The 12,374-nt window shown below is 65.1% G+C and carries 9 protein-coding genes; 4 read left to right on the top strand and 5 right to left on the bottom strand.

The genetic code is table 11. The features are described from left to right. Positions 1-56: 56 nt before the first annotated feature. The 3 genes from F3J43_RS03510 to F3J43_RS03500 form a co-directional block, all read right to left on the bottom strand. Positions 57-1,826 (bottom strand): phosphoethanolamine transferase CptA, encoded by a 1,770-nt coding sequence (locus tag F3J43_RS03510; protein WP_166883432.1) that lies wholly within the window; start codon positions 1,824-1,826, stop codon positions 57-59. 181 nt (positions 1,827-2,007) lie between these two features. Then, positions 2,008-4,074, bottom strand: a complete 2,067-nt coding sequence (locus tag F3J43_RS03505; protein ID WP_166883431.1) for a methyl-accepting chemotaxis protein — start codon at positions 4,072-4,074, stop codon at positions 2,008-2,010. A gap of 69 nt (positions 4,075-4,143) precedes the next feature. Then, positions 4,144-5,496: an APC family permease gene (locus tag F3J43_RS03500; protein WP_166883430.1), complete on the bottom strand. Its 1,353-nt coding sequence runs from the start codon at positions 5,494-5,496 to the stop codon at positions 4,144-4,146. 512 nt (positions 5,497-6,008) lie between these two features. Between F3J43_RS03500 and F3J43_RS03495 the strand changes: the two genes are divergently transcribed. Further along, complete coding sequence (locus tag F3J43_RS03495) at positions 6,009-7,523, top strand: YdgA family protein (RefSeq protein ID WP_166883429.1); 1,515 nt, start codon at positions 6,009-6,011, stop codon at positions 7,521-7,523. 276 nt (positions 7,524-7,799) lie between these two features. Continuing rightward, complete coding sequence (gene nadA / locus F3J43_RS03490; protein WP_166883428.1) at positions 7,800-8,858, top strand: quinolinate synthase NadA; 1,059 nt, start codon at positions 7,800-7,802, stop codon at positions 8,856-8,858. 95 nt (positions 8,859-8,953) lie between these two features. Here nadA and F3J43_RS03485 read toward each other — a convergent pair whose 3' ends face one another. Further along, the gene (locus F3J43_RS03485; RefSeq protein WP_166883427.1) at positions 8,954-10,390 is read right to left on the bottom strand and encodes a M48 family metalloprotease; all 1,437 of its coding nucleotides are present in this window, start codon (positions 10,388-10,390) and stop codon (positions 8,954-8,956) included. Between the two features lie 108 nt (positions 10,391-10,498). Between F3J43_RS03485 and F3J43_RS03480 the strand changes: the two genes are divergently transcribed. Both F3J43_RS03480 and F3J43_RS03475 read left to right on the top strand, forming a co-directional pair. After that, the gene (locus tag F3J43_RS03480) at positions 10,499-10,738 is read left to right on the top strand and encodes a sulfurtransferase TusA family protein (protein ID WP_166883426.1); all 240 of its coding nucleotides are present in this window, start codon (positions 10,499-10,501) and stop codon (positions 10,736-10,738) included. Positions 10,739-10,759: 21 nt separating this feature from the next. After that, positions 10,760-11,830, top strand: coding sequence for an AI-2E family transporter (locus F3J43_RS03475; protein WP_166883425.1), 1,071 nt, complete (start codon positions 10,760-10,762; stop codon positions 11,828-11,830). Positions 11,831-11,890: 60 nt separating this feature from the next. Here the strand turns inward: F3J43_RS03475 and F3J43_RS03470 are convergent, their stop codons facing one another. Continuing rightward, on the bottom strand, positions 11,891-12,364 hold the full coding sequence (locus F3J43_RS03470; RefSeq protein WP_166883424.1) for a peroxiredoxin: 474 nt from the start codon (positions 12,362-12,364) through the stop codon (positions 11,891-11,893). Positions 12,365-12,374 lie beyond the last annotated feature (10 nt).

Genomic DNA, 12,374 nt, shown 5'->3' with positions numbered 1-12,374 from the left:
TCAGGTATCGGCTTCGAGGTGGGGCAGGGCGCTACAAGGCGCGCTTCAGGAGGGGGTCACTTCCCGTCCGGGCGAGGGGTGTCGCTGCTGGCCGTCTGCTGTTGCTGTGGCGCATCGGCACCGGGCAGTTTGTCGAACTCGTGCAGCCCGTTCTTGGCATAGGGGTCGCCGATCCAGCGCGGGGTTGCGTTGAACAGGGGGTTCACCACGCTCTTGCTCGGGTCGTAGCGGTCGTAGCTCAGGCCCGCCAGGTCGGACAGGGTGTGGATCAGGTGCGAGCTGCTGTAGGAGCGGTTGGCCATCGCCTGCAAGTCGCGTGGGTGGCTGGCCTGCCAGCTCGGCGAAGTCCACAGCAGGAAGGGGATGGTGTACATCGGCCGGGTCGGATCGAGCTCGTTGCGGCCGAGGCGATCATGGTTGCCGGAGCTGTACACGTCCTCGCCGTGGTCGGAGAGGTACAGCAGGAAGCCGTTCGGTGTCGTTGCCGAGTAGCGCTTGATCAGGTCCGAGACCACGAAGTCGTTGTAGCGCACCGCGTTGTCATAGAAGTTGTAGGTTTCCAGCTGGTCGGCGCTCAGCACCGCCGGCGCGCCGACCTTGTCCTTGAAGTGGTCGAACTCGTCCGGGTAGCGGTAGCGGTAGTCCATGTGGGTGCCCAGCAGGTGGACGATGATGAGTTTTTTCTGCGCCGGATCCTTGAGTGCCTTGTCGAAGGGGGCCAGGACCACGCTGTCGTACTGGCTGGCATTCTGGTTGCGCTGGTTGTTCAGGTACACCGGCTCGTCGGTCTGCTGGGAGAACGTCGTGAGCATGGTGTTGCGCTTGGTCATGGTCTGCTGGTTGGTGATCCAGAAGGTCTTGTAGCCTGCCTGTTTCATCAGATTGATCAGCGACGGATCGGTGAGGAAACGGTCGGGGTGTTCTTCATCGCCGAAGGTGAGGATCTGCTGCATCACCTCGATGGTGTAGGGGCGCGGCGAGACGACATTGCGGAACACCGTCAGGCCTTGGCCGCTGGCGGCCAGGGCATCGAGGTTCGGCGTGGTGTCGCGGCCATAGCCGTACAGGTGCATGTGCTCGCGGGTGGTGGACTCGCCCAGTACCAGCACCAGGGTGCGCGGCTGGTCGCCGCTGCTGTCCTTGAGGTTTTCCAGGGGCGGCAGGGCGGCATTCTTCTGCAGCAGGTTCTGCATGTTGTCCAGTTGCTGGCGGTACTGCCGGTAGCCCACTACCAGTTGCCATGGCACGGCCGCTTCCATGCGCTGCTCGACCTTTTCCTGGGCGTCGGCGAAGTTGCGCTGCTGGGTGACCATGTGCTTGTAGAACGGGTAGACCAGGATCGAACCGAGCAGCAGCACCACCACCGGGACACGGCTGTACAACGGCAGGTGGACGGGACGCACGCGCTTCCACAGCAGTACCGCGACCACGGTATAGAGCAGCAGGCCCAGGCACAGCCAGATGTTGAAGTACTGGCTGAAGTACTCCCCGGCCTCGGCGGTATTGGACTCGAACATCACGAAGATGACGCTTTGCGAAAACTCCTGGTGGTAGATACCGAAGTAGCTCAGGCCCACCAGCGATGTGGCCCACAGCACCAGGCCGATCAGCGCGCTGAGCGGGCGGGTCAGGCGCGGCAGCAGCAGTACCGGGGCCAGCCACAGGCTGCTGAGGATCAAGGAGTCGCGGAAGCCGGCAAAGCCAGTGGTGCCGCTGAACAGCAGCAGGGCCTGGATGACGCCGGAGAAATACCAGAAGAACAGCAGGAGCCAGCCGAGACCGGCCCAGTCCATGGGTTTGCGAGCGGGGGAGGAAGTAGTCGACACGTGGGCCTCGTTGCACCAGGTGGCCGCCGGAGTTCGGGGTGGCGGCCGCTAAGGGAGGCGACGCTAAAGGACGTTGCGTGAAAAGAACGTCAACACGATATGAAAGTCTTGAACGTGCGACTGGCGGACGCTCCGGCCGGCTCCCGCCCGCCCGGTTAGCGGGCTGCGGGAGCGACCAGGGTCAGACCCGGAACGGCGCCATCAGCGTCTGCTGCTGGTTGGCCAGCTGGTTCAGCGCCTGGCTGATCCGCGCCGATTCGTCGGCCTGGCCGGACAGTGACTCGGTCACGTCGCGGATGCCTGCGACATTGCGGTTGACCTCCTCGGCCACCGCGCTCTGCTCCTCGGCGGCCGAGGCGATCTGCAAGGTCATGTCGGTGATCACCATCACGGCCTCGCCGATGCGTTGCAGTGCCGGCAGGGTCTGGGCCATCTGCGTCGCGCTGTCCTGGGCCTGGCGCTGGCCTGTGGCCATGGCGCCCACCACATCGCGGGTGCCGTGTTGCAGGCCCTCGATCACCTGGCGGATCTCCTCGACCGACACCTGGGTGCGCTGGGCCAGGTTGCGCACTTCATCGGCGACCACTGCAAAGCCACGTCCGGCCTCGCCGGCCCGAGCGGCCTCGATGGCGGCGTTGAGGGCCAGCAGGTTGGTCTGCTCGGCAATCGCGCGGATCACCTCGAGCACCGAGCCGATTTGCTCGCTGCGGCTTTCCAGGCTGCGCGCCTCGTGCATGGCGGCGTCCATGCCGTCGGCCAGCCGCTCGATGTCCTGGCGGTTCGCCGTGACCAATGCCAGCCCTTCGCGGGCGGCCTGATCGGCACCGCGTGCCGCTTGCGCGGCCTGGGCCGCGTTGTTGGCGACATCGTGGGCGGTGGCGCTCATTTCATTGGCGGCGGTGGCCACTTGCTCGATCTCGCGATGCTGTTGCTGCATGCCGGTACTGGTCTGGGTGGCGATCACTGCCGACTGGTCGGCAGTACCGCGGGCCTCCTGCAGCGACGCCTTGAGCTGGGCGATGACCGGTTGGAGCTTGTCGAGGAAGCGGTTGAACCAGCCGCTCAGTTGGCCCAGTTCATCGTCACGGTTGTAGTCCAGGCGCCGGGTCAGGTCGCCTTCGCCGCTGGCGATGTCCTTCAGGCGCTCGGCCACGGCGAGAATCGGTCGGGTCACGCCGCGGGCGGTCAGCCACACCAGCAGCAAGCCCAGTACCGCTGCTGCCAGGCCGATCAGCAGGCTGGTGAGGTTGGCGCTCTGGTTGTGCGCGTCCAGGCGCTGGTTGAGGGCCACCGCCGGCGCCAGCAGCACGTCTTGCGGCAGCTCCAGCAGTACCTGCCAGGGCGCGGCGTCGGGGATGGGGGCGAACGGCCGGGCGATACGCAGCACGCCGTCGGCGACGGCCTGCGCGAGGGGCTTGCCCAGTTGGGTGGCGTCGCGGCTATGGCCGGCAAGCAGGCCGGCAGGGCTGACGATGCTGACCTGGCCCTGGCCGTCGTACAGCTCCTGGCGGCCGTCCAGGCTTTGCTGCTGCAGGTTGTCCAGGCCGATGTCCAGGCCGATCACACCGATCACCTTGCCGTTCTCCAGCAGCGGCAGGGCGATGCTGGTCATCAGTACCTGGCGACCGTTGACCTCGTCGAGGTAGGGGTCGAGCACGCAGGCCTTGGCTGACTCCTGTGGGCAGGTCAGCCAGCGGTTGTAGGGCGAGCCATTGGCGCCGACGCTGGTGTCGGCCAGCATCGACTCGGGCATGGCCTCGGACTCCAGGGTGCCGGGGCTGGGTTGCGACCAGTACAGGGAGAAACGCCCGCTGTCGTTGCTGCCCTGCTCGGCCTGGCCGACGAAGCGGCTGTCCTGGTGGTCCAGGGCGTCGGGTTGGAACACCAGGTACAGGCCGATCAGCTTCGGGTTGCCGGCCAGGGCCTTGCGCGCCTGGGCGCTCAGCGCGGCGCGCAGGTCGGCGTCGCCGCGGGCCTTGAGGACCTGGACCACCTGGGCGAAGCCGTTGCCGTACTGGTAGGCGTCCATGAAGTAGCGCTGGATGCGCAGGGTCTGGGTCTCGGCCTGGGCCTGCAGGCGCAGGCGCGCGCTCTGCTCGAGCATCTGGGCACTGGCCTGGCTGACCAGCGTGGCGCTGCGGCGGGCCTGGGTGAGCGAGGTGGCGACCAGCAAGGCGACGATCACCAGCAGGCACAGACCGGCGAGCAGGGTGATCTTCCATTGGATGGACAGGCGGCGCAGCGGCATGGACATTTTCCTTTTCGAACATGGACAACGCCCGCGTTCAGGCGCGGGCGTCGTCGTTGGCGGCGAGTATCAATCGGCAAGGTAGTTCGGTGGCGCGACCCGGAACGCCTTGGTCAGCCAGGCCAGGTACAGTACGCCGAGCATGGCCCAGAGGCCACCGAACAGCAGCGAATGCTCGTTCAGGTCCAGCCACAGCGAGACGATGATGCAGAAACCGATGGTCGGCAAGACCAGGTACTTGAGCTTGTTCATCAGCCCCTGGCGATTGCCTTCACGCAAGTAGCAGTGGTTGATCACCGACAGGTTGACGAAGCTGAACGCCACCAGTGCGCCGAAGTTGATGATCGAGGTGGCGGTGACCAGGTCGAAGAAGATCGCCGACAGCGAGATCAGGCCGACCACGGCGATGTTCAGTACCGGGGTCTTGTAGCGTGGGTGCAGGCGGGCGAACACCCCGGCCGGGATCACGTTGTCCCGGCCCATCACGTACAGCAGGCGCGACACGCTGGTCTGCGAGGCCAGGCCCGAGGCCAGGGTATTGATCACCGTGCAGGCGATGAACACCGACTGGAACAGCTTGCCGCCGACGTACAGGGCGATCTCCGGCAGGGCCGCCTCCTGGTCGTGGAAGCGTGCCATGGTCGGGAAGTAGGCCTGGATGAAGTACGACACCAGGATGAACACCACGCCGCCGATCAGCGCGGTGAGGAAGATCGCCCGCGGGATGATCCGGCCTGGCTCGCGGGTTTCCTCGGACAGGCAGGTCACGGCATCGAAGCCCAGGAACGAGAAGCACAGGATGGTCGCACCGGCGGCCAGGGCACTGAACTGGGTCTTGTCGTCGACGAACGGAATCAGGCTCCACGCCGTGCCCAGGCCCTCTCCCTGATCCAGGCCACGCACGCAGAGGTAGACGAACACGCTCATGATCGCCACCTGGACGAGCACGAACAGCAGGTTGAAGTGCGCCACCAGGTTGACGCTGCGCATGTTGATCAGGCTGATCACGATGACGAAGCCGACGACCCAGACCCAGCCTGCCACCTCGGGGAACATCGCCGACAGGTAGAGCTTGGCCAGCAGCGCGTTGACCATCGGCAGCAGCAGGTAGTCGAGCAGCGACGACCAGCCGACCAGGAAGCCGACATGCGGGTTGATGGCCCGCTGGGTGTAGGTATAGGCCGAGCCGGACTGGGGGAAGCGGCGTACCAGGGTGCCATAGCTCACGGCGGTGAACAGGATGCCGGCCAGGGCCAGGATGTACGCACTGGGCACGTGCCCGGCGGTGAGGCCGGAGACGATGCCGAAGGTGTCGAACACGGTCATCGGGGTGAGGTAGGCCAGGCCGATGATCACCACGTGCCAGAGGCGCAGGGATTTACGGAACTGGCCGTTGCCGGCTGCGCGGTGGTCAGTCTGCATGCGGGCGGGACTCCTGAGCCAGGGCAGCGGGCACGGCGTGCGACGGGCACGGCAAGGACGAGCGGACGAGCTCCATGTTGTTCACCTTTTATGTTGGAGCAAGGGAGTGCGCGGGGGAGGGCGCGGGTGTCAGGGCTGGCAACGCCGGGACGAAAACGGCGGCGCCTGGGGGTCGGGGCGAATGGGCATGATGGCGGCGCGATTGTTCTTCTTCGTGGATGGGGCGCTGGGCAAGGTGGGAAAAATAAAAAACGATGGCCTGATGGGTGTCAAGTTAAACATGACAAGATGTTACTAAATTGAAATATTTATCGGTTTTATAGCCTGATTGTTCGGAAGATGTGCGTTTTTTTGCGATTTTGATCGTCTTTCGTGTTCGTAAAAATTTACGCTTTCTGGCTGGGCGCCTGGTATGCCGGCCATCCCTTGGCCATGCCTGCGGTGCTATCATTCGGCCCCCGTCGCGGCGATGAGGTCGCGCATAGCCCTATGGACAGCAATCGGTTCTATTCATGAAGAAATCAGTAGGCATCCTTTCCGGCCTGGCCGTCGCCATCGCCGTCGCAACCACCGCTGGCGCCTGGTACACCGGCAAGCAGTTGCCCGCCGAGCTGCAGCGCTCGATCACCCAGGGCAACGACGAACTGAAGAAGGCCCTGGCCAATACCGGTGGCAGCATGACCATCGAGCTGGCCTCGCTGGACCAGCACTTCTTCACCAGCACCGCGCACTACCGCCTGAAGGCCCAGAACATCCAGCTGGGCGAGGGCGAAACGTTGAACTTCGACGTCGGCGTGGTCGACCGGATCGAGCACGGCCCGTTCCCCTGGTCGCGGGTCAAGGCATTCAAGCTGATGCCGGTGATGGCCACCAGCAACAGCGAGCTGCAAAAGGACGACTTCACCGCGCCATGGTTCGCCGCTGCCGGCGACAAGGCACCGGTAAGCGGCCAGGTCAGCCTGGGCTATGGCGGCACGGTCGACAGCGATATCCGCCTGGCGCCGGTCAAGCTTGAGCAGGATGGCGAGAAGGTGCTCGATTTCTCCGGCCTGCAACTGCGGGTCATTGGTGATCGTGACGGCAAGGCCGCCGAGATCCATGCCAACGCCGATCGCCTGGAGCTGAATTTCGCCGATGCCCAGGACGCACCGGTCAAGGTCCTGCTCAACGGCTTCAAGATCGGTGGCAAGCTCAGCGAGACGGCCCACGACATGATTTATGTCGGCAACATCGACCTGGCGCTGGCCGACCTTCAGGTGACCTCCGGGCCGAAGCAGGAAGTTCTGGTGCTCAAGGGGTTGCAGCAGAACAACCTGTATAGCGCCGATGGCGAGGCCAAGGACAAGCTCTCTGGCCGCCTGGAATACAAGGTGTCGGACATCACCTACGCCGGGCGCAAGGTTGGCAGCGGCGAGATGGTCTTCACCATGAAGTCCGTCGACATCCCGGCCATGCAGGCACTGATGGAGTGGTACCAGGCTCGTCTGCCGGAGGTCCAGCAGGCCGCCGCCGAGGGTGAGGCGCTGCCGTCGTTCGACATGACTCCCGAGGAGCAGGCCAAGGTCCAGGGTGACCTGCAGCGCTTGCTGGCGGGCAAGCCGCAACTGGCGATCGAGAAGCTGGCGTTCAAGACCGCCAATGGTGAAAGCCAGTTCAACCTGGCGATGGACTTCGCCAATCCAAGCTCGTTCGACCTGCCGCCCGACCAGTTGGGCAAGCAACTGATCAGCCGCCTGCATGGCAAGCTGAGCGTGTCCAAGCCGATGATCGGCGACCTGGCTACCCTGCAGGCGCTGCTCGATGGCGAGACCGACGCCCAGGCCATTGCCCAGCAGTCTGGCCAGGCTGGCGAGATGGTCGGCATGATGGCGCTGCAAAGCGGCATGGCCACGGTGCAGGGCAACGATGTGGTATCGAGCCTGCAGTACGCCGACGGCATGGTCGAGTTCAACGGCCAGAAGATGACCGTCGAAGAGTTCGCCATGCTGATCAGCAGCCAGCTGGCGGTGCTGCAGCCGCAGGGCTGAGCCTTCCCCGGATGGCCCTTTGCGCGGGGCAAGCCGGCCTCCACGTGGATTGGCGTGGGGGTGGGCTTGCCCCGCGATTGCATCCGGGCGGGCGCACAAAAACCCCTTTTGCATCGCTGCGATTGCCTGTAGCCTTCGCCGTCCGATAATAATCCGCGCCCGCAGAGGGGCCGCGAGGGCCTGCCACTGCTGGCCATCCGGCGCCGTTAGCCGATCTGCCAGGGCCGGGTGATACACTCGACTGACGCGCGCACGCGCCCCGCAGGTCCAGCGATCATGACCCAGATTTCCGAACGCCTGTTGGTACAGGCCCACCTCGACGCCAAGCAGCCCAACCCGCTGACGCCCGCGCAGGAGGCCGAATACCGTGCGGCCATCGCCGCCGAGCTGAAGAAGCAGAACGCCGTGCTCGTCGCCCACTATTACTGCGATCCGGTGATCCAGGCCCTGGCCGAGGAAACCGGCGGCTGCGTGTCCGACTCGCTGGAGATGGCGCGCTTCGGCAAGCAGCATCCGGCCGAGACCGTGGTGGTCGCAGGCGTACGCTTCATGGGCGAGACCGCCAAGATCCTTACTCCGGAAAAGCGCGTGCTGATGCCCACCCTCGAGGCGACCTGTTCCCTCGACCTGGGTTGCCCGGTGGAGGCCTTTTCGGCGTTCTGCGACCAGCATCCCGAGCGCACCGTGGTGGTCTATGCCAACACCTCCGCGGCCGTGAAGGCGCGGGCCGACTGGGTGGTGACTTCAAGCTGCGCGCTGGAGATCGTCGAGAGCCTGATGGACAACGGCGAGACCATCATCTGGGGGCCGGACCAGCACCTGGGCCGCTACATCCAGAAGCAGACCGGCGCCGACATGCTGTTGTGGGACGGTGCCTGCATCGTTCACGAGGAATTCAAGTCGCGCCAGTTGGCCGACATGAAGGCGCTGTATCCGGAGGCGGCGATCCTGGTCCATCCGGAGTCGCCGGAAGCGGTGATCGAGCTGGCCGACGCGGTGGGTTCCACCAGCCAGTTGATCAAGGCGGCGCAGACCCTGCCGAACAAGACCTTCATCGTCGCCACCGACCGCGGCATCTTCTACAAGATGCAGCAGCTGTGCCCGGACAAGGTATTCGTCGAGGCGCCGACCGCCGGCAACGGCGCGGCTTGCCGCAGCTGCGCCCACTGCCCGTGGATGGCGATGAACACCCTGGAGCGGGTGCTGGACTGCCTGCGCAACGCCAGCAACGAGATCTTCGTCGAGCCGGCACTGATCCCCAAGGCGATCAAGCCGCTGAACCGCATGCTCGACTTCACCCAGGCGGCGCGCCTGAAGCTGTCCGGCAACGCCTGAGCCGCGCTTGAAACCATCGCGGGGCAAGCCCGCTCCCACGCCGCAGTTGTCGGGCGTGGGAACGGGCTTGCCCCGCGATTGGTTCTGGTTGCGTATCAGCGGCCCATCATTTCCTTGACCATGCGCTGCTGCTCCATGATTTCGCGCTGGCGCTGGTCGATCTGTGCCGCCAGTGGGAAGTTGCTGCCGGCGCGGCGCTTGGCATAGTCGAGCTGCTGAATCGCCTGGTCGAAGTCGCCCACCAGGGTGAAGTACTCGGCGCGGGCACGGTGCAGGCCGATGGTATTGCCTGACAGGCCACGCACTTCCGCCACGTCGTACCAGACATCCGGGTCGTCCGGACGGTTCTTCACCAGGTCGTCCAGGACCTTTTCCGCCTCTGCCGGCTTGCCCTGCTTGACCAGCAGGTCGGCACGCACCTGCTTGAGCGGGTAGTTGCCCGGGTACAGGCCCTGCATGCGCTCGGCGCGTTGCTGGGCGTCGGCCAGGCGATTGTTGGTGATGTCCAGGTCGATCTGCGCCAGGTTGTAGGTGATGTCGTTGGGGGCCTTGGCCAGCAGCGGCTTGAGGTTCTCCCGCGCTTCGTTGAGCCGGCCGCCCTTGATCTGCGCCAGCGCCAGGCCGTAGCGAGCAGCATCCATCCCGGGGTTTTCGTCGAGCTGGGCACGGAAACGCTTGGCCGCCAGGCCTGGGGTGCCTTCGTAGGTGAGGGCGACCCGGGCGCGGATCAGCTGGTAGCGCATGCTGTCCTCGACGCCGCCCTTGGGTGCCTGCTCGGCGCGGTTGCGGGTGTCGGCGATACGCGATTCGGTGACCGGGTGGGTGAGGAGGAACTCCGGTGGTTTGGCGTCGTAGCGGTACTGGCGGGCCAGGCGCTCGAACATCGAGGGCATGTTGCGCGGGTCGTAGCCGGCCTTTTCCAGGTTGAGGATGCCGATGCGGTCGGCTTCCTGTTCGTTCTGCCGGGAGAAGCGCCGCTGTTCCTGTATCGCCGCGGCCTGGGTGCCGGCGATCACGCCGATGCCGGCATTGCCGCCGCCGCCGGCGGCCAGCACGATGCCGGCGAGCATCGCGGCCATCATCGGCAACTGCATGCGCTGCTGGGCCTCGACCCCGCGGGCGAAGTGACGTTGCGACAAGTGTGCCAGTTCGTGGGCCAGAACCGAGGCGTACTCGCCTTCGGTCTGGGCATTGAGGAACAGGCCGCCGTTGACCCCGACGATCCCGCCCGGTGCGGCGAAGGCGTTCAGCTCGCGGCTGTCGATGAGGATGAATTCCAGGCGCCGGTCCTGCAACTGGCTGGTCTCGGCCAGCTTGTACACGCTGGTCTCGACGTAGTCCTTGAGTTGCGGGTCGTTCAGCTGGTTGACCTGGCCGCGCAGCAGGCTCAGCCAGGCGCGACCGAGCTGGTGTTCCTGTTGTGGCGAGACGATCGCGGAGCTGGCGTCGCCCAGTGACGGCAGGTCGTCGGCATGGCCGGGAAGGGCCATCAGGCAGGCCAGCGCCAGCAGGGTGGGGCGCAGTAGATTCATGCACAAGCTCGCGTCGGTCAAAAAGCCTTACTGTAGCCGGGTCGCACGATGCCGACCAGTGGCGGTATCCTAGCGGACCTTCCTGTCCACACCCCGGAGACACTACCGATGAGTGACACCCCGACCAGCGACGCCGAGCTCGACGCCAGCGGTCTGAACTGCCCCTTGCCGCTGCTCAAGGCGAAGCTGGAACTCAATCGCCTGGGCAGCGGTGCGGTGCTCAAGGTGATCGCCACCGACGCAGGCTCGCAGCGCGACTTCCACACTTTCGCCCGGCTCGCCGGTCACACGCTGTTGCACGAAACGGCCGAGGCCGGCGTGTACACCTACTGGCTGCGCAAGGCCTGAGTCTCAACCCAAGGATCGTCAATGTTCAAAGTGCTTCGCGACTGGATGCAGCGCTACTTCTCCGATGAGGAGGCTGTGGTGCTGGCGGTCCTGCTGTTCCTGGCCTTCACCGTGGTACTGACGCTGGGCGGCATGCTCGCGCCGGTGCTGGCAGGCATGGTCCTGGCGTTCCTGATGCAGGGGCTGGTCAACGCCCTCGAACGCCTGCGGGTGCCGACCCGGCTCGCGGTATGGCTGGTGTTCGCGCTGTTCATGGGCGCGCTGGCGGTGTTTCTACTGGTGCTGGTGCCGTTGCTGTGGCACCAGCTGATCACTCTGTTCAACGAGTTGCCGGGGATGCTCGGCAAGTGGCAATCGTTGCTGCTGTTGCTGCCTGAGCGTTACCCGCACCTGGTGTCGGACGAGCAGGTACTGCGCGCCATCGAGTCGGTGCGTGGCGAAATCGGCAAGTTCGGCCAGTGGGCGCTGACCTTCTCGCTGTCGAGCCTGCCGTTGCTGGTCAACGCGATGATCTACCTGGTGCTGGTGCCGATCCTGGTGTTCTTCTTCCTCAAGGACCGCGAGCTTATCGGGCGCTGGGTGAGCGGCTATCTGCCGCGCCAGCGCACGCTGCTCAACCGAGTGGGTGACGAGATGAACCGGCAGATCGCCAACTACATTCGCGGCAAGGGCATAGAAATCCTGATCTGCGGGACTGCCACCTATATCGCCTTCATCACCCTGGGACTCAACTATGCCGCCTTGCTGGCGCTGTTGGTGGGGCTGTCGGTGGTGGTGCCGTATGTCGGTGCGGTGGTGGTGACGGTGCCGGTAACCCTGATCGCGCTGTTCCAGTGGGGCTGGGGCGACCAGTTCATCTACCTGATGGCGGTGTACGCGATCATCCAGGCGCTCGATGGCAACGTGCTGGTGCCGCTGCTGTTCTCCGAGGCGGTGAGCCTGCATCCGGTGGCGATCATCTGCGCGGTGCTGCTGTTCGGAGGGCTGTGGGGCTTCTGGGGGATCTTCTTCGCGATCCCGCTGGCGACGCTGTTCAAGGCGGTGCTCGATGCCTGGCCGCGCCAGGATGCGTCTGTGGCGCCAATGCTTTAAGGGCTGCTCGTGAGGGGCTGATCGTGGGGGGGCGGGGCAAGCCCGCTCCCACGGTGTACATCAGGCCTTGTTCAAGGCCTCGGCCGCCGCCAGTACGGCATCCACATGCCCGGGCACCTTCACGCCACGCCACTCCTGGCGCAGCACGCCGTTCTTGTCGATCAGGAAGGTGCTGCGGTCGACGCCCAGGTATTCCTTGCCGTACAGCTTCTTCAGCTTGATCACGTCGAACAGCTGGCACAGGGTTTCGTCCTTGTCGCTGATCAGTTCGAAGGGGAAGCCCTGCTTGGCCTTGAAGTTCTCGTGGGACTTGATGCCATCGCGCGACACGCCGAATACCACGGTATTCGCTGCCTGGAACGCCGCGTACTGGTCGCGGAAGCCCTGGCCCTCGGTGGTGCAGCCCGGGGTGCTGTCCTTGGGGTAGAAGTACAGCACCACCTGCTGGCCCTGCAGCCCGGCGAGGCTGACGGTCTGGCCACTGGTGGCCTGGGCCTGGAAATCGGCGACGGGTTGGTCGAGTGCTACGGCCATGGGGGCTTCC

The organism is Pantoea sp. Cy-639, assembly GCF_011752525.1.
Classification (GTDB): Bacteria; Pseudomonadota; Gammaproteobacteria; order Pseudomonadales; family Pseudomonadaceae; genus Aquipseudomonas.
This window is presented reverse-complemented; position numbering and strand designations above follow the sequence as displayed.